Raw genomic sequence first — 18,698 nt, forward strand, 5'->3', positions numbered from 1 at the left:
CCTATGTCCGATCGCAGCGCTCGCCTTCAAGCCCTCCATCAAGCTCTCAAAGAGCGCATCCTGATTCTCGATGGCGGTATGGGCACGATGATCCAGAGCTACAAGCTCGAGGAACAGGACTACCGTGGCAAACGCTTCGCCGACTGGCCGAGCGATGTCAAAGGCAACAACGACCTGTTGATTCTTAGCCGCCCGGACGTGATCGGGGCGATCGAGAAGGCCTATCTGGACGCCGGTGCCGACATTCTCGAAACCAACACCTTCAACGCCACTCAGGTTTCCCAGGCCGACTACGGCATGGAAGCATTGGTCTACGAGTTGAACGTAGAAGGTGCACGGCTGGCGCGTAAGGTGGCCGACGCCAAGACTCTGGAAACCCCGGACAAGCCGCGCTTCGTCGCGGGCGTGCTCGGTCCGACCAGCCGCACCTGCTCGTTGTCGCCAGACGTGAACAACCCCGGCTACCGTAACGTGACCTTCGATGAGCTGGTGGAAAACTACACCGAAGCCACCAAAGGCCTGATCGAAGGCGGCGCCGACCTGATTCTGATCGAAACCATCTTCGACACCTTGAACGCCAAGGCGGCGATCTTTGCTGTGCAAGGTGTATTCGAAGAGCTGGGTTTCGAACTGCCGATCATGATTTCCGGCACGATCACCGACGCCTCTGGTCGCACCCTCTCCGGTCAGACCACCGAAGCTTTCTGGAACTCCATCAGCCACGCCAAACCGATCTCTGTCGGTCTGAACTGCGCCTTGGGCGCCCGTGAACTGCGGCCGTACCTGGAAGAACTGTCGGACAAGGCCAACACGTATATTTCCGCCCACCCGAACGCCGGCCTGCCCAACGAGTTCGGTGAATATGATGAGCTGCCGGCTGATACCGCCAAGGTCATCGAAGAGTTCGCCCAAAGCGGTTTCCTGAACATCGTCGGCGGCTGCTGCGGCACCACGCCGGGGCACATCGAGGCGATCGCCAAAGCGGTGGCCAACTACGCACCGCGGCCGATTCCAGACATTGCGAAGGCCTGCCGCCTGTCGGGCCTGGAACCGTTCACCATCAATCGCGAGTCGTTGTTCGTCAACGTCGGCGAGCGGACCAACATCACCGGCTCCGCGCGGTTCGCCCGCCTGATCCGCGAAGACAACTACACCGAAGCCCTGGAAGTCGCCCTGCAGCAGGTCGAGGCCGGCGCGCAGGTGATCGACATCAACATGGACGAGGGCATGCTCGATTCGAAGAAGGCCATGGTGACCTTCCTCAATCTGATCGCCGGTGAGCCGGACATCTCCCGTGTGCCAATCATGATCGACTCCTCGAAGTGGGAAGTGATCGAAGCCGGCCTCAAGTGCATCCAGGGCAAGGGCATCGTCAACTCCATCAGCATGAAGGAAGGCGTCGAGCAATTCATTCATCACGCCAAACTGTGCAAGCGCTACGGCGCCGCAGTCGTGGTGATGGCCTTCGACGAAGCCGGCCAGGCCGACACCGAAGCGCGCAAGAAGGAAATCTGCAAGCGCTCCTACGACATTCTGGTCAACGAAGTCGGCTTCCCGCCGGAAGACATCATCTTTGACCCGAACATCTTCGCCATCGCCACCGGTATCGAAGAACACAACAACTACGCCGTCGATTTCATCAATGCCTGCGCCTATATCCGTGACCACCTGCCCCACGCGCTGACCAGCGGTGGCGTGTCCAACGTGTCGTTCTCGTTCCGTGGCAACAACCCGGTGCGTGAAGCCATCCACTCAGTGTTCCTGCTGCATGCGATCCGCAATGGCCTGAGCATGGGTATCGTCAACGCCGGCCAATTGGAGATCTACGACCAGATCCCGGCCGAGCTGCGCGACGCCGTAGAGGACGTGGTGCTCAACCGCACGCCGGAAGGCACCGACGCCCTGCTGGCGATCGCCGACAAGTACAAGGGCGACGGCAGCGTCAAGGAAGCCGAAACCGGTGAGTGGCGCAGCTGGGACGTCAACAAGCGTCTGGAGCATGCGCTGGTCAAAGGCATTACCACGCACATTGTTGAAGACACCGAAGAATCCCGGCTGTCGTTCGCGCGCCCGATCGAAGTGATCGAAGGCCCGCTGATGTCCGGCATGAACATCGTCGGCGACCTGTTCGGCGCCGGCAAAATGTTCCTGCCGCAAGTGGTGAAATCCGCCCGAGTGATGAAGCAGGCTGTGGCCCACTTGATCCCGTTCATCGAGCTGGAAAAAGGCGACAAACCGGAAGCCAAGGGCAAGATCCTTATGGCCACGGTCAAGGGCGACGTGCACGACATTGGCAAGAACATCGTCGGTGTGGTGCTGGGCTGTAACGGCTACGACATCGTCGACCTCGGCGTAATGGTGCCTGCGGAGAAAATCCTTCAGGTCGCCAAAGAACAGAAGTGCGACATCATTGGCCTCTCCGGCCTGATCACCCCGTCGCTGGACGAAATGGTCCACGTCGCCCGCGAAATGCAGCGTCAGGATTTCTATCTGCCGTTGATGATCGGCGGTGCGACCACTTCCAAGGCCCACACGGCGGTGAAGATCGAGCCCAAGTACAGCAACGACGCGGTGATCTACGTCACCGACGCCTCCCGTGCCGTGGGTGTGGCGACGCAATTGCTGTCCAAAGAATTGAAACCCGCTTTTGTCGAAAAGACCCGCCTGGAATACATCGAAGTCCGCGAACGCACCGCCAACCGCAGCGCCCGTACCGAACGTTTGAGCTACCCAGTGGCGATCGCCAAGAAGCCGCAGTTCGACTGGAGCACCTACCAGCCGGTGAAGCCGACCTTTACCGGCGCCAAGGTCCTGGACAACATCGACCTCAAGGTTCTGGCCGAATACATCGACTGGACGCCGTTTTTCATCTCTTGGGACCTGGCCGGCAAGTACCCGCGCATCCTCACCGATGAAGTGGTGGGTGAAGCGGCCACCTCGCTGTTTGCCGACGCCCAGGAAATGCTCGCCAAGCTGATCGACGAAAAACTCATCAGCGCCCGCGCGGTATTCGGTTTCTGGCCGGCCAATCAGGTCCAGGACGATGACCTGGAAGTCTATGGCGACGACGGCAAGCCCATCGCCAAACTGCATCACCTGCGCCAGCAAATCATCAAGACCGATGGCAAGCCGAACTTCTCTCTGGCCGACTTCGTCGCCCCCAAAGACAGCGGCATCACTGACTATGTCGGCGGCTTCATCACCACTGCCGGGATCGGCGCCGAAGAAGTGGCCAAGGCTTATCAGGACGCTGGCGACGATTACAACTCGATCATGGTCAAGGCCCTGGCCGACCGTCTGGCCGAGGCCTGTGCCGAGTGGCTGCACCAGCAGGTTCGGAAAAACTACTGGGGTTACGCCAAGGACGAGCAGCTCGACAACGAAGCGCTGATCAAAGAGCAATACAGCGGCATCCGCCCTGCCCCCGGCTACCCGGCGTGCCCGGATCATACCGAGAAAGGCACGCTGTTCTCGCTGCTGGATCCTGAGGCCAGCGAAATGCACGCAGGCCGCAGCGGTGTGTTCCTCACCGAACACTACGCGATGTTCCCGGCAGCCGCCGTCAGCGGCTGGTACTTCGCCCACCCGCAAGCGCAGTACTTCGCTGTGGGCAAGATCGACAAGGATCAGGTGCAAAGCTACACCGCACGCAAGGGTCAGGATTTGAGTGTGAGTGAGCGCTGGTTGGCGCCTAACCTGGGTTACGACAACTAACCACATCCCGCTCGGTCGCGCAGCGGCCGTAAAACCGACAGACGCGTTTTATCTGACAAAATGCGTTTGCCGATTTCAGGGCCGCTGCGCACCCCAGCGGGAGCAAGCTCCCTCGCCACACTATCTTTGGACGTCTATGCTCTCTTCACACTACCTGTGTCGAGGGCTTTATGGACGACCCGAACAACAAACCGCCGACCCTGTGGCAGATGCTCCAGAGCGTGGTGGCCGCCGCATTTGGTGTGCAAAGCGGGAAGAATCGCGCCCGGGATTTCACCCATGGCAAACCCAGTCATTTCGTGATCCTGGGCATCCTGTTCACAGCGGTCTTCGCTCTGACACTGTTTGGCATCGTAAAGCTGATCTTGCATCTGGCGGGTGTTTGAAGCGCTGATCAGCGCATCAGCTGTTGCAGGCTGAACGGATAGCGGTACGAAGATGATTTCCCTTGTGCCGAAAGCGCGCGAAAGTCGACGTTGTAATCCTCGGCTTGCTTGAACCCCAGCAACTGCTGCGCCTGCTGCCGGTCGATCAACTGCAACAAAGGCACTTGCCGGTCCCGGCCGCCATGGCGGACGATATCGATCCCCTGTGCGTGATCATGCAACATCACCATGGCCCAGCCGCCGAGGGTGAAATGCCCGGCGACCAAGGCGCTCAGACGACCGTCGACCCGCGCTTTCAACACCTCTGGCGAACTGTTGACCGCGCTGAAAAACACATCTTTCCCCGGCCGGCCTCCCGCCTCCTCCAGCGCCTTCATCGCCCCCAGGGCCATTTGGTCGTTCGCCGACCATATCAATGCTGTCTGCGGATAGCGCTTGAGCAGCTGACTGGCCTGTTCATAGGCTCGCCCACGACTCCACTCGCCATACACCAATTGACGCAACCGCACTTCAGGATGCTCGGCCAGGGCCCGTCGCAGGCCCCGCTCACGCAATTGTGCGGCCGGGGTTATTTTTATCCCGGAGAACGCCAACAGATCGATGCTCTGGCCCGCCGCCACAGGCCCGTGCTGACGGATAAGCTCCTTAAGCATTAGGTAACCGCCTTCCTCATCATTGGTCACCATACTGCCGATCCAGTCGGGATACTTGCTGTCGTGCTCACCCAACAGCTTTAGCTGGTCGGGCGTCAGGCCACTATTGACGATAAACAGCTTCACGCCGCTGCCTTGGGACAGACGCAGAATTTCCGGAGCGACATATTGCTCGTTGACGAAAACCAGATAATCCGGACGGTTTGGCCCCTGGAGGGCTTCACGGGCCTGCTCGAGATTGGTCTCAGGCGATCGCTCGGCATAGAGAATGTGCAGGTCCATGCCAAGATCCTTGGCCGCTGCCTGCATGAATTGCGAATAGCTGACCCAGAACGTTTCCGTGGCGCCGCCTGGATTCAGGAACACCACTGACTCTGCTCGCGCACCAGGCCCGACAACCATGCCAAGCGCCAGCAACACACCGCAGAAAAACTTCAACATGGTCATCCGAGCCCCGGAAATTAGCCGCGCATTATAGCTGGCAAAATGCTAGCAAACTGCGCTTAATTACCGTTTTTGTCCGACAATCGTCGGGAAAGGCCCGGACGGGTCTACTTAATGATGGCTGACCCAGAACACAGCGGTCGATACCACCAAAATGATCAGAAAAAGAATCGCCCACGCGTCGACGCGGCTGTCGCTTTTCGTTGATTTGGTTGGGTTGCTCATTGCATCGCCTCTTGTCGGTTTTATCGGTGATTGCATAAAGACTCGAGCACAGTTAAGTCCAGTATTGCCCGCACCACAAATGTGGGTAAGACAAAATTTGATCGCATTAGTCGTTTTGGTTCTTTGCATATACTCAAACATCACTTTTGCGCATAACTGCAAACTGTTATCTTGCGCCGGCTCCGTTGGGAGTGCGCGGCCGTGCGCGCAGAATTGCCGAGGCAAAGCAGCCTGAGAACAGGACACCTATGTACGTATATGACGAGTACGATCAGCGGATCATCGAGGACCGCGTCAAGCAGTTCCGTGATCAAACCCGACGCTATCTGGCAGGTGAGCTGAGCGAAGAAGAATTCCGCCCTCTGCGCCTGCAGAATGGCCTTTACATTCAACGTTTCGCCCCGATGTTGCGGGTTGCCGTGCCTTATGGCCAATTGACTTCGCGCCAGGCGCGGATGATGGCCAAGATCGCTCGCGACTACGACAAGGGCTATGCCCACATCAGCACCCGGCAGAACGTGCAGTTCAACTGGCCGGCGCTGGAAGACATCCCGGACATCCTGGCTGAACTGGCAACCGTGCAAATGCACGCCATTCAAACCAGCGGTAACTGCCTGCGCAACGTCACCACCGACCAGTTCGCGGGTGTCGCTGCCGACGAATTGATCGACCCGCGCCCTTGGTGCGAGATCGTTCGTCAGTGGACGACGTTCCACCCGGAATTCGCCTACCTGCCGCGCAAGTTCAAGATTGCCATCAACGGTTCGACCTCGGACCGCGCAGCCATTGAAGTCCACGATATCGGCCTCGAGCCGGTGCACAACGCCGATGGCGAGTTGGGCTTCCGGGTGCTGGTCGGTGGCGGTTTGGGCCGTACCCCGGTGGTCGGTGCCTTCATCAATGAGTTCCTGCCGTGGCAGGACCTGTTGAGCTACCTCGACGCCATTTTGCGTGTCTACAACCGCTACGGCCGTCGTGACAACAAGTACAAGGCGCGGATCAAGATTCTGGTCAAGGCCCTGACGCCTGAAGTGTTCGCCGAGAAAGTCGACGCGGAAATGGTCTACCTTCGCGGTGGCCAGACCACGTTGACCGAAGCCGAAGTTCATCGCGTCGCCAAGCACTTCGTCGATCCGGACTACAAAGCCCTGAACGACCAGACTGCCGAGCTTGCCGGACTCGACAAACAGCATCCTGGCTTCGCCCGCTGGCGTATCCGCAACACCCTGGCGCACAAGAAGCCGGGTTATGTTGCCGTGACCCTGTCGCTGAAACCGACCGGCGTTGCCCCTGGCGATGTGACGGACAAGCAGCTTGACGGGATTGCCGACCTGGCCGACCGCTACAGCTTCGGCCAACTGCGCACCTCCCACGAGCAGAACATCATTCTCGCCGATGTCGAGCAGAGCCAATTGTTCGCCATGTGGGGCGAGTTGCGCGAGCAAGGTTTCGCCACGCCGAACATCGGCCTGCTGACCGACATCATCTGCTGCCCGGGCGGCGACTTTTGCTCCCTGGCCAACGCCAAGTCGATCCCGATTGCCGAATCGATCCAGCGTCGTTTCGACGATCTGGACTATCTGTTCGATATTGGCGAACTGGACTTGAATATTTCCGGTTGCATGAACGCTTGCGGTCACCATCACGTTGGCCACATCGGCATTCTCGGGGTGGACAAGAAAGGCGAAGAGTTCTACCAGGTCTCCCTCGGTGGCAGCGGCAGTCGCGATGCCAGCCTGGGCAAAATCCTCGGTCCATCCTTTGCTCAGGATGCAATGCCTGACGTGATCGAGAAGCTGATCAACGTGTACCTGGAACAACGTACTCCAGACGAGCGCTTCATCGACACTTACCAACGTATTGGCATTGACCTCTTCAAGGAGCGCGTCTATGCAGCGAATAATTAAGAACAACGAGGTCATCGACGAAACCTGGCACTTGATGCCCAAGGACTCGACCCTCGACGGCATTTCCAACTGCGACGACCTGATCGTCCCGCTGGCCCTGTGGCGCGAGCACGCTCACGCCCTCAAGGCCCGTGACGGCGGTCTGGGCGTATGGCTGGATGCCGATGAAGAAGCCGAAGAAATCGGTGACGACGTTGAGCACTTCCAGGTGATTGCCCTGAACTTCCCGGCTTTCACTGACGGTCGCAACTACTCCAACGCGCGCCTGCTGCGTGATCGTTACGGCTACAAGGGCGAACTGCGGGCCATCGGCGATGTGCTGCGTGACCAGCTGTTCTACCTGCACCGTTGCGGCTTCGATGCCTACGCCTTGCGCGCAGACAAAGACCCGTACGAAGCGCTGGAAAGCCTCAAGGACTTCTCGGTGACCTATCAGGCCGCCACTGACGAACCGCTGCCGCTGTTTCGTCGACGTTAAATGATAAAAAGCCTTGAACCCGGCCCCGGGTTCAAGGCTTGCTGCACAACCAGTCCTACTGCAGATCAGCTATTGGAATGGGTCTGCCCATCTGCACCCAGTCTCTGTATAACCGGACCCTGTTTTCGAGACGCGCGAAGCTCACGAACGGATTTTCAACATCCAGAACCGATAACGCCACATCCCGGTTTAACAACCCCCACAATTCCTCCGAGGCGTGCGCCTCATCCAGCAAGCGCCAGATCCGCGCCTGAAGCACGGGGTAGCTCACCTGAAAATCGGCGGTGCGGCTCAGGCCCTCGAATGTTCGTAAAAAACGAACGCCTCGAGGCCTCGCTTCCAGACGCTGCCACATCAGACGTTTGAGGGCCACATGCGCCTCTGGAAGCCGTTGCAACCAAACGGCTGGCTGAGCAAGATCCAGCCTTGGTGCACTCAGCCAAAGGTTGATACCGGTTTGTTCTCGATGGGCAATGATGCGCCGCAGACTGTCCTCATCCGTCAGCGGATTACCCCAGAGCTGAACGTGGTCTCTGGCCACCGCCTGAGTCAGAACAGCCGCAGGTATCCGGGTGATCTGATTATTGCGCAGGTCCAGCGACTCCAGGTGCGGCTGGTCGGGAATACCTAACGGACAGCGGGTGATACCGGTGTCGCTCAGGTTCAGCTTGCGTAACTCAGTCATCCCCAAGATCAGCGGAGGATCACCCAACGGGTTATCGCTCAAGTCCAGTACTTGCAGGTGAACCAGGTCAGATAGCTGGCCTGCCGCTCGCTCGGTCAGCACCAACCAGGTCGACTTGAGGTTCAGTGTGGTGAGGTTGAGCATATAGGGAATGGCTTGCGGTAAGGCGCCTTCCCGCACGCCCTGTGCATTCAACTGGCGCAGGTCGACACCTTCCATGTTCAAGGCTCGAAGATTGGGAAAACATTCCAGGAAAGCGTCCAGTCCTTCAGGACGGGTCAGCTGGAAATTTTTCATGGACAACTCGACGACTTCGGTGAACTTTGCTCCCAATGCAGGCAGAGAGTGGAAGTCCTCAAAGTCCAGGTCCAGTTTATAACCAAGCATCTGCTCGCCCGCATAGAGGCGACTACTTTCATGCCCGCGCTTTTGCCAGAATGTCGTCAGCTCCGATGCCAGTTCGATCCTCGCCTGTCGCTCATAGCGCATCGTCTCTTCCAGGCGTTCGATATTTTCCTTCTCGATTTGAGCAGCATCCATCCCTTCTGCCTCCTCTCCCGCAATCAGAAGAGGAACATCCATGTCATCAATATCTTGTTCGACCTGCTCGATCCACCCGCGCATATCGAGAACGAGTTGTTCGAACTGCATGTGCAGCCGCTCAAGTGCTTTCCTGGCTCCGGCACCCAAGCCTTGCAGAAAATCATCCGCCTGCGCGGTGGTGAACTCGGGGTAAATCGACTTGACCTGGAGTATCACCACCTCGTGTGAGAACGCCTCACCTTGCAAAGTAGTTGGATAGCCGCCACCTCGTAGCCCTTGCATATCAAAAGACAACCCGGAGTCCATCCTGTTAAGACCAACGATGAGTTCGGAACGCGGCAGTGCCCACTCACTGATTTTCAGCTTCAGGTCCCCCGCCTCATCAAGAGGCTGCAACTGCAGCGCTGAACGTTCTGTCTCTGGCAAGGTAGCGAGTATTGCCTGATAGAAGTCGTCCGTGTCTTGCCGAACGACCCCTTGAACGTCATACCCCTGGTATCGGTTTCCAACCTTGATCAAATGCCTGCGCACAGGTGCATTGATAGGACCGATGTGGTCCAGGACTCTGCCACCAGCGGAACCTTCGAGTACTTCGACACGAACTGCCTTGGACCACCCGGGCAGCGCTTTCAGGGAATGCAAGGCCAGAATGTCCGTCTCAGGGTGTTCAATGGCTTGAAGGTAAAACCCTTCATACGCACGATTGAGCCGCGCGTGTTGCTCATACTGGCTCGCTTTGCCATCCAATTGCCTGAGCAGGCGCTTGGCTTCAGCCAAGGTTGGTGACGCTTGAACATCCACACCTGATCTGTCGAGAATTTGTTCTATGGCACTTTTAGGCAAACCCGAGTACTCACGCTGAAACAACCGTACCCATTCAGACTCGGAGTGCTGGAGAGCGTCATAACGAGCCTGAAAAAGTTCAGCCTGCTGAGTAAAACCCTGAAGATCCTGATCGATCTTGAAGCGGCTGATCGTATCGGCCAGCAGAGGGGTCGGTGGGCGTCCGGCCTGCATCAGGCGCAGCATGTCGTTATCGACCGCACTGACTTTACCTATTTGCTCCAGCACTTCATCGCTGAATGACGCAACAGAGGCACCGATTTCTCGCATCAACTCCACGCGTGTCTGGCTCCCTGACGGCGGTTGTGTCAAAGGCGTCCCGGCGTTGGGTAAATCGTCCTTGAGCAACGGTTCTCCATCCACTTCGGACCTGACGCTGTGCCCCCCTGAGTACTCTGCTGGCCCGGCCACATCCTTTGCGACCACCTCGGCAGCCCCCTCGCCTTTAAGGGCTGCACCAGCGCCCAATAGAGGAAGCGCGTTGAGCACACCAAACACCGTACGCGTCACACCTGCGGACGGATCGTTGGGATTTTTGCCATTTATTGCCTGATCCAGACCATATCCAGCGTCGATAATCCCCGCCAACGCCAGCAAGCCTTCACCACCCGGAACAAACAAGGCCAAAGGGCCGAACGTGTTGACCCATTGCACGATCGGCTCGACCACCGCGCTCAGGTCATCCCGGTTGACCTGGGCATCATCGCGAATGGTTTCAATGCTGGCTTGCGCTGCCTGTTTCATGGTCAGCACCAGCTGCGCGAAAGGATCGGTGCCTGAAGGTGCAACCTCGAAATGGATATAGTCAGCAGGATCCCAATAGCCATCATCGTTGAAAAAACCGGCACCTTTTTTCAGATGGTGCTGGCGAGGATAAAGGGCCATGCCGTCGAGTGCTGTCAGCACACCCCCATGGAATGTGCCGTCATTGCGATCGTCTTCGGCGAAGTGAGCGGCCAACGCCTGTTTCTTGTCCGCATCCTTGCCCTGCTCCACAATCCAGTCGCGCACTGCCTTGGCATTGGCAAAGTAATGTAAGGGCGAGGAGTTGCCCGGAATGTACAAGAGGATCCTTGAGCTGGAGCGGTGACGGTAGCTCCAGATATCGGTAGCGGTGTAGCGATAGAGAACAAGTCGCCCGACTTCCACACTGTGCGGAACTCGCGTCGGCGCGCGCAACTGCTCGATCGTCAGTTGCGCCCACTTCTGGCCTGGGGCCAACCCTACCGCTTGCATCGCCAGTTCAAGGCCGTCCTGAGTGAAAGTGTTCTCCTGCCGTTGCAAATAAGCCGTCATGACAAAAGCCGCTTTGACTGATGTCCTCAGCGAATAGGCTCCAGGTGCAACGATCACCTCGTCCGACGGCCAGGCCTGGTGAATGTAATCACGGTATTGGTCCTTGAACTCGAGTTCCCATACCCACTTTTTGAAGTCGGCCGGTCTCAGCGTAATTTGTGTAAGTGGGCCATAGGTTTGCGGGTCCGTTCGACGATAGATGCCTTCATAGGTTTCATGGTTACCGCTGCCAACATAGGCAAACTCATCGACCTTATCGACTATCCGCACCTCTGGCCCGATGTCGGGGGGCGTGTATAAACCGAAAGCCGTTTCCCCGAAACGCCCGTCACCCACCGTCTGATAATTGGATAACAACACTCGTGTCAGGCTGTGGGAGCTCGCTACCCGCCCCTGCTGGATACCGCTCTGCTCAGGGTGGCCGTGATAGTTGTAGTCGAGTGTTACCAGCTGTGCAGTCTGGGGGGCGATGTCCTGGCCCCATTTCGCTTGAATCAAGCGGCCACCGAACTGACCTGGCGATAGAGGCAGTGCAGTCTCAACGACTGCCTTCAGGTCTTCGCGCATGGGTGTGACGGGCAACAGGTGTTGGTCAGAGGTTCCGTGTTCTTGAGTTTTAATCATTGTGCAATTCCTTTGCAGTTCACTCTGGAGTATTCAACCTATGCCATTCGCTCCATACCCGCCGCCGGAAAAATCGCAAACAAATCTCGAAAAGCCCACCTGACAGGTCGGAATCCAACCCCTACAAAAAAGCCCTGAAGCAAGAATCAACTCTTGAGTTCAGGGCTTAATGATTAATCGGAGAAAGTAGCTGTCACCCGAACAACTAAAACAATCACTGACAAAAAATCATAATTCGACTTGCTCCAGACCCCGCTTCCTGAGGGCCTCGGCCAAGGCCGACAAATCATCAAATAACTTCCCGCTCAAGCTTCCCCAGTCATCGCCTTTTATAAAAAACTTGACGTCAGGTGCCCACTGATTTTTTTGATAGGACTTGATAAAAGCATATTCAATCTCACCCGATCGGGAACGATAAACGACCTTAAGGTCTTTGGTTAACACGCTATCAATAAGAAACATGGAGGGCCTGGGCAAGGCCTTTTCAAAAATAGCAAAAACTTCCGGATGGGTACTGTATTTGTTTTGTTTCCACATAGTTGCAACGTCCTTGCTGCTGTTTAGGTAAAACCAAGCTTAGCTAAATCAACAACAATTAAACCCCGCCCACGGAGACAGAGCCTGTAAGTTTCGTCAACAAAGGGTGCAGTAAAGTGGCAATGAAAACATCCTGTCACACGCGCACTAAACATTTCAGTGGCTGTCAGGCATCCAGCATTTGCCGAAGATAACAGCAGACAGAAGATTCAAATGAAATGGCAGGCCGGCCATTTTCCATTGCGCATCAGCCTGCCCGGACACTTACCAGAACCGCTGCTGAGTCAAACGACTCCACCAGCTCAACAACACGCGATCGATCGAACCGCTCGCCGCCAGCCCCACGCGCTCTTGCAGGCTTTTGCGCTCGGCGTAGTGCAGGTGATACAGCTCGGCACCCTTGGCGCGCTCGGAGAGGTATTCGTCGCTGGTCTTCAGTTCGTCGACCAGTTGCTTGTCCAGTGCCGCAACGCCCAACCAGACTTCGCCCGTCGCCACTTCGTCGATGGCCAGTTGCGGGCGGTAGCGAGAGACGAAGTTCTTGAACAGTTGATGGGTGATATCCAGTTCTTCCTGGAATTTCTCCCGGCCCTTCTCGGTGTTTTCGCCAAACACAGTCAGCGTGCGTTTGTACTCACCAGCGGTCAGCACTTCAAAGTCGATATCGTGCTTTTTCAGCAGGCGATTGACGTTGGGCAACTGGGCCACCACACCGATCGAGCCGAGGATGGCAAACGGCGCGCTGATGATCTTCTCGCCAATGCAAGCCATCATGTAGCCGCCGCTTGCCGCCACCTTGTCGATGCAGATGGTCAGTGGCACGCCAGCCTGACGGATCCGCGCCAATTGCGAAGAGGCAAGGCCGTAGCTGTGGACCATGCCACCGCCGCTTTCCAGCCGCAGCACCACTTCATCCTTGGGCGTCGCGAGGGTCAGCAACGCGGTGATTTCGTGACGCAGACTTTCAGTAGCGGAGGCTTTGATGTCACCGTCGAAATCCAGCACGAACACTCGTGGCTTGACCTCAGACTGTTTCTTCTGTTTTTTCTCGGCCTTGCTTTGGGTTTTTCGCAGGGCCTTCAGTTGATCTTTGCTGAGCAAGGTCTGCTCAAGACGCTCACGCAGCTCTTTATAAAAGTCGTTGAGTTTGCTGACGTGCAACTGGCCCGCAGCCTTGCGCCGGCCTTTGCTGCGCAATGCCGCGAAACTGGCCAGGACCACCAGAATAGCGATGACCAAGGTGATAGTTTTAGCCAAAAAACTTGCGTACTCCGCAAAAAACTCCACAGGGACTCCTTAAATACTGTGCGCCGCTAATCGGGCGCGGTATACCTCCAGCATACCCATGCGCCAGCCTCGCGGCCAGCCGTTAAACCTGCCGGACCGGGCCTCCAACGAACATTTCAAACAAGCGTATGTTTTTTCATTGACAGCCCATCGGCATCCTCATAACCTCGCAAAACTTACAATGCACCGGGATGACGCAGACGTGGGCAGCATCTACTTGATTCGACATGGCCAAGCCTCCTTCGGTGCAGACGACTATGACGTGCTGTCGCCGACCGGTGTTCGCCAGGCGCAAGTGCTCGGCAGCCATCTGGCTGAACTGGGCCTGAGCTTCGATCGCTGTTTGTCGGGCGACTTGCGCCGGCAACAGCACACCGCCAACTCGGCGCTTGAACAATTCAGCGCGGTCGGCATGCCGGTCCCGACCCTGGAAATCGACTCTGCCTTCAACGAGTTCGATGCCGAAGCCATCATCCGAGCACTGCTTCCTGGCCTGCTGCCGGACGAACCCGAAGCGCTGAACATCCTGCGTAATGCCACACAGAACCGCGCGGAGTTTCAACGGATCTTCGCCTTGATCATCGAACGCTGGCTGAGCGGCACCTATGACACGCCGGGGCTGGAAAGCTGGCTGGGGTTTGTCGGTCGTGTTCAGGCAGGTTTGCAGCGCATCCTCGAACACGCGGACAACACCCAGAAGATCGCCGTGTTCACTTCCGGCGGCACCATCACCGCCCTGCTCCACCTAATTACCCAAATACCTGCCGCACAGGCCTTTGAACTGAATTGGCAAATCGTCAACACCTCGCTCAACCTGCTCAAGTTTCGTGGTCGCGAGGTGACCCTGGCTTCCTTCAACAGTCATGCGCATTTGCAACTGCTGAAGACCCCGGAACTCATCACCTTTCGCTGAGTGCCGGCTAACTGTGACCCTTGTTGTAATCACCCCAAAAAAAGGATCGAACCATGACCTCCGTAGCTGATGCCGTACAAGCAATGAAAGCCAAGTTCAACCCAGCCGCTGCTGCGGGCCTGGACCTGGTTTTCGGTTTCCGCATCGATGAAGAAAAAAACTTCTCGCTGGTCGTCAAAGACAGCACCTGCGAGCTGCAAGAAGGCGTGAACCCTGACGCTGGCGTGACCCTGGTCATGGACAGCGAAACCCTGAAGGGCATCGTCGATGGCTCGACCGACGGCATGCAGGCGTTCATGGGTGGCAAACTGCGCGCTGAAGGCGACATGATGCTGGCGATGAAGCTGAGCGAACTGTTCCCGGCTTAAGCACGTGGCTCCCGTCCCTCGGGGGCACGTCTGGCTGCAAACGAATCCCGCCTTTATGGCGGGATTTGTGTTTTCAGGGGGCGGACTTGCGCCTTATGAGCCGCTCAAATGCTCCACCAGAAAATCGATAAACGTCCGAATCTTTTTCGGCACATGCCGGGCACTCAGGTACACCGCGTTAATGGTGATCGGCGGCGCACTCCAGTCCGCCAGGACCGTCACCAGCCGGCCTGCAGCCAGCGCCTCGTCGACGATGAAGTTCGGCAGCAAGGCAATCCCCATCCCCGCTTCTGCCGCCTGGGCCAGCAGATCGCCATTGTTGGCGCTCATCGGCCCGCTCATCTGCACACGCTGGGTCTCCTGACCTTTGCTTAACGCCAGGCTTACACCACTCTGCAAGTAGCAGTAGCCCAGACACGGGTGCTCACTCAATTGCTGTGGTGTTTGCGGCGTACCCGATCGCGCCAGATAACCCGGCGACGCCACCAGCACCCGGGGAGCCGGCGCCAGCGGACGGGTCAGAAGCGACGAGTCCGGCAGGCTGGCAATCCGCAGGGTGACATCGAAACCACCGCGCACCGGATCGACCTGCTGATCACTGAGCACCAGTTGCAGTTCGACTTTCGGGTGCAGAGCATGGAACACCGGAACCAACGGCCCCAACCGTCGTAAACCAAAGGACATCGGCGCATTGATCCGCAACACCCCACGCAACTCTCCAATGCCCTCACGGGCGCGCTGCTCAGCCTCGTCCAGCGAGGCCAACACCTCACGCGCCGCATCGAAATACTCAGCGCCAGCCTCGGTCAAGTGCAGGCTGCGGGTTGTGCGCAGGAGCAATTGCACGCCTATGCTGTCTTCCAGCGCCTGAATCTGTTTACTGACCTTGGACCGTGGCACGTCCAGCGCTCGGGCAGCGGCGGCGAAGCCGTTATGGCGCACGGTGGCAACGAACGTCCGCATGCAATCGATTCGATCCATCACTGTCCCCAATACGGAATCAATAAGTCCCCATTCCAGGTAATTGTTTAGCTGGATAAGCAGCAACAGACTAGCCCTCGGCCGGTCTGCTGTCTGCGCTGGCTTTCTCAATCCAGACTCAAGGAACTTGTCATGTCTATTCGCGAACTGCTGAACCCGAATAACTCCGCGTTGATCCTGATTGACCACCAGCCGCAAATGGCCTTCGGCGTACAGTCGATCGACCGCCAGCAACTGAAGAACAACACCGTCGCGCTGGCCAAGACTGCCAAGCTGTTCAAGGTCCCGACCATTCTCACCTCCGTCGAAACCACCAGCTTCAGCGGTTACATCTGGCCAGAGATTCTTGGCGTATTCCCGGACCAGCAACCAATCGAGCGTACCTCGATGAATTCCTGGGGAGACAAGAACCTGGTAGCCGCGGTCAAGGCTACCGGACGCAAGAAGCTGGTGATGGCAGCACTCTGGACGGAAGTCTGCCTGACCTTTCCGGCACTGGAGGCGATGGAAGAAGGATTCGAGGTCTACATTGTCACCGACGCTTCAGGCGGCACCTCGAAAGAGGCCCATGACATGTCCGTGCAGCGGATGATTCAGGCCGGGGCCATTCCGGTGACCTGGCAACAGGTGTTGCTGGAATACCAGCGCGACTGGGCCCACAAGGACACCTACGAGGCCGTCATGCAATTGGTGCTGGAACACAGCGGCGCCTACGGCATGGGCGTGGATTACGCCTACACCATGGTGCACAAGGCACCGCAGCGTCAGATCAAGTAAGACGGTGGTCGGAGGCGCCCTGCGCGTCCGACCGTTCGCCAGCGGGAACATGACGAGGAGAGCGCCATGAGTCCACCTGATGACCACGACGACGTCAACCACCGTCGTGTACTGCAAGGCCTTTCGGCAGGCGCTCTCGGCGCCTGGACCAGTCCTTTAATCGCAGGGAGCAGTACCATGCCCAACGCCCCAGCCGATCTGATTCTGTACAACGGTCACTTACACACTGTCGACCGTGAAAAACCCCAAGCCACCGCCGTTGCGATCAAGGACGGTCGATTTATCGCCGTCGGCAGTGATGCCGAGGCGATGGCCCTGCGCGGCGATGCCACCCAGGTCATCGACCTGCAACGACGCACAGTAATTCCCGGACTCAACGATTCGCACTTGCACTTGATCCGCGGCGGTCTCAATTACAACCTGGAACTGCGCTGGGAAGGCGTGCCGTCACTGGCCGACGCCTTGCGCATGCTCAAGGATCAGGCCGATCGCACGCCGACGCCGCAATGGGTTCGGGTGGTCGGTGGCTGGAACGAGTTCCAGTTTGCCGAACGGCGCCTGCCGACGATTGAAGAACTGAACAAAGCCGCACCGGACACCCCGGTCTTCGTCCTGCACCTCTATGACCGCGCCCTGCTCAACCGCGCGGCGTTGAAGGTGGTCGGCTACAACCGCAACACCCCGAACCCGCCGGGCGGCGAGATCCAGCGCGATGCCAATGGCGATCCCACCGGCATGCTGATTGCGCGGCCCAACGCGATGATCCTGTATTCGACCCTGGCCAAAGGGCCGAAGCTGCCGCTGGAGTATCAGGTCAACTCAACCCGCCAGTTCATGCGCGAACTCAATCGCCTCGGCGTGACCAGCGCCATCGATGCCGGTGGTGGTTATCAGAACTACCCGGACGACTATCAGGTCATCCAGCAGCTGGCGAGGGACAAGCAACTCACCGTGCGCATCGCCTACAACCTGTTCACCCAAAAGCCCAAGGAAGAATTGACCGACTTCAAGAACTGGACCAGCAGCTCGAAGTACGGCCAGGGCGATGACTTCCTGCGGCACAACGGCGCCGGCGAAATGCTGGTGTTCTCCGCCGCCGACTTTGAAGACTTCCTCGAGCCGCGCCCGGATCTGCCACAGAGCATGGAGCAGGAACTGGAGCCAGTGGTGCGCCATCTGGTGGAACAGCGCTGGCCGTTCCGTTTGCACGCCACCTACAACGAGTCGATCACACGGATGCTCGATGTGTTCGAGAAGGTCAATCGTGACATTCCGTTCAATGGTCTGCCGTGGTTCTTCGATCATGCTGAAACCATTACGCCTGAAAACATCGAGCGGGTTCGTGCCTTGGGTGGTGGCATCGCCATTCAGGACCGCATGGCCTTCCAGGGCGAGTATTTTGTCGACCGCTACGGCGCCAAAGCGGCGGAGCACACACCGCCGATCAAACGCATGCTCGCCGAAGGCATCCCGGTCGGTGCCGGCACTGATGCAACGCGTGTATCGAGCTACAACCCATGGACCTCGCTGTACTGGCTGGTCAGCGGGCGCACCGTCGGCGGTCTTGAGCTGTATCCGCAGGGCCTGAGCCGCGACACTGCACTGGAGCTGTTCACCCACGGCAGCGCCTGGTTCTCCTCCGAACAAGGTAAGAAAGGCCAGATCAAAGTCGGACAATTGGCGGACCTGGTGGCGCTGTCGGCCGACTATTTCAGTGTCGACGACGAAGCCATCAAGTGGATCGAATCCGTGCTGACCGTGGTCGACGGCAAGGTGGTATACGGCACCCTGGAATTCGACAAGCTCGCTCCGCCCGATGTGCCGGTGATGCCCGACTGGTCACCGGTGGTGAACGTGCCGGGCCACTGGAGGCCGAGTGCACCGCTGACGGCGCAGGTCCACCAATGTGTCGGCCCCTGCGGCGTGCATGCCCACAGCCATGAGCGGGCACGTTTGTCTTCAGTGCCGGTGAGTGATTTTCAAGGGTTCTGGGGAGCGTTCGGCTGTTCGTGTTTTGCGTTTTGAGATGAAGTTTTG

13 protein-coding genes are annotated in these 18,698 nt (G+C 57.9%); 8 read left to right on the forward strand and 5 right to left on the reverse strand.

Annotation, left to right across the window (positions count from 1 at the left end; all coding sequences use genetic code 11):
- Window positions 1-3 precede the first annotated feature (3 nt).
- On the forward strand, window positions 4-3,714 hold the full coding sequence (gene metH, locus ACN1C3_RS03140; RefSeq protein WP_419114328.1) for a methionine synthase: 3,711 nt from the start codon (window positions 4-6) through the stop codon (window positions 3,712-3,714).
- Window positions 3,715-3,884: 170 nt separating this feature from the next.
- Window positions 3,885-4,100: a DUF2970 domain-containing protein gene (locus ACN1C3_RS03145; protein WP_419114329.1), complete on the forward strand. Its 216-nt coding sequence runs from the start codon at window positions 3,885-3,887 to the stop codon at window positions 4,098-4,100.
- Window positions 4,101-4,108: 8 nt separating this feature from the next.
- Here the strand turns inward: ACN1C3_RS03145 and ACN1C3_RS03150 are convergent, their stop codons facing one another.
- A complete protein-coding gene (locus tag ACN1C3_RS03150) occupies window positions 4,109-5,194 on the reverse strand; it encodes an ABC transporter substrate-binding protein (RefSeq protein WP_419114575.1) in 1,086 nt (361 codons plus the stop codon).
- A 476-nt stretch (window positions 5,195-5,670) separates the two neighbouring features.
- On the opposite strand from ACN1C3_RS03150, the gene ACN1C3_RS03155 reads away from it, so the two are divergent.
- Together ACN1C3_RS03155 and ACN1C3_RS03160 are read left to right on the forward strand one after the other, a co-directional pair.
- Entirely contained in the window at window positions 5,671-7,329 is a 1,659-nt protein-coding gene (locus ACN1C3_RS03155) for a nitrite/sulfite reductase (protein ID WP_419114330.1), read from the forward strand.
- Window positions 7,313-7,807, forward strand: coding sequence for a DUF934 domain-containing protein (locus ACN1C3_RS03160; protein ID WP_419114331.1), 495 nt, complete (start codon window positions 7,313-7,315; stop codon window positions 7,805-7,807). The genes ACN1C3_RS03155 and ACN1C3_RS03160 overlap by 17 nt, the downstream gene beginning before the upstream one ends.
- Window positions 7,808-7,862: 55 nt before the next feature.
- Here the strand turns inward: ACN1C3_RS03160 and ACN1C3_RS03165 are convergent, their stop codons facing one another.
- From ACN1C3_RS03165 to sohB, 3 genes are all read right to left on the reverse strand, one after another.
- On the reverse strand, window positions 7,863-11,798 hold the full coding sequence (locus ACN1C3_RS03165) for a dermonecrotic toxin domain-containing protein (RefSeq protein WP_419114332.1): 3,936 nt from the start codon (window positions 11,796-11,798) through the stop codon (window positions 7,863-7,865).
- 228 nt (window positions 11,799-12,026) lie between these two features.
- Complete coding sequence (locus ACN1C3_RS03170; protein ID WP_419114333.1) at window positions 12,027-12,335, reverse strand: hypothetical protein; 309 nt, start codon at window positions 12,333-12,335, stop codon at window positions 12,027-12,029.
- Window positions 12,336-12,599: 264 nt separating this feature from the next.
- Window positions 12,600-13,622 (reverse strand): protease SohB, encoded by a 1,023-nt coding sequence (gene sohB / locus ACN1C3_RS03175; RefSeq protein ID WP_419114334.1) that lies wholly within the window; start codon window positions 13,620-13,622, stop codon window positions 12,600-12,602.
- Window positions 13,623-13,824: 202 nt separating this feature from the next.
- Between sohB and ACN1C3_RS03180 the strand changes: the two genes are divergently transcribed.
- Complete coding sequence (locus ACN1C3_RS03180) at window positions 13,825-14,535, forward strand: histidine phosphatase family protein (RefSeq protein ID WP_419114335.1); 711 nt, start codon at window positions 13,825-13,827, stop codon at window positions 14,533-14,535.
- Between the two features lie 53 nt (window positions 14,536-14,588).
- Window positions 14,589-14,903, forward strand: coding sequence for an SCP2 sterol-binding domain-containing protein (locus ACN1C3_RS03185; protein ID WP_419114336.1), 315 nt, complete (start codon window positions 14,589-14,591; stop codon window positions 14,901-14,903).
- A gap of 93 nt (window positions 14,904-14,996) precedes the next feature.
- On the opposite strand, the gene ACN1C3_RS03190 is transcribed toward ACN1C3_RS03185, so the two are convergent.
- Window positions 14,997-15,884, reverse strand: a complete 888-nt coding sequence (locus ACN1C3_RS03190; protein WP_419114337.1) for a LysR family transcriptional regulator — start codon at window positions 15,882-15,884, stop codon at window positions 14,997-14,999.
- 132 nt (window positions 15,885-16,016) lie between these two features.
- Here ACN1C3_RS03190 and ACN1C3_RS03195 point away from each other — a divergent pair, with 132 nt between their 5' ends.
- Together ACN1C3_RS03195 and ACN1C3_RS03200 are read left to right on the forward strand one after the other, a co-directional pair.
- Complete coding sequence (locus ACN1C3_RS03195; protein WP_419114338.1) at window positions 16,017-16,661, forward strand: hydrolase; 645 nt, start codon at window positions 16,017-16,019, stop codon at window positions 16,659-16,661.
- Between the two features lie 177 nt (window positions 16,662-16,838).
- Entirely contained in the window at window positions 16,839-18,686 is a 1,848-nt protein-coding gene (locus tag ACN1C3_RS03200) for an amidohydrolase (RefSeq protein ID WP_419114576.1), read from the forward strand.
- The last annotated feature ends 12 nt before the right edge of the window (window positions 18,687-18,698 follow it).

The organism is Pseudomonas sp. H11T01 (assembly GCF_048515765.1).
Lineage (GTDB): Bacteria > Pseudomonadota > Gammaproteobacteria > Pseudomonadales > Pseudomonadaceae > Aquipseudomonas.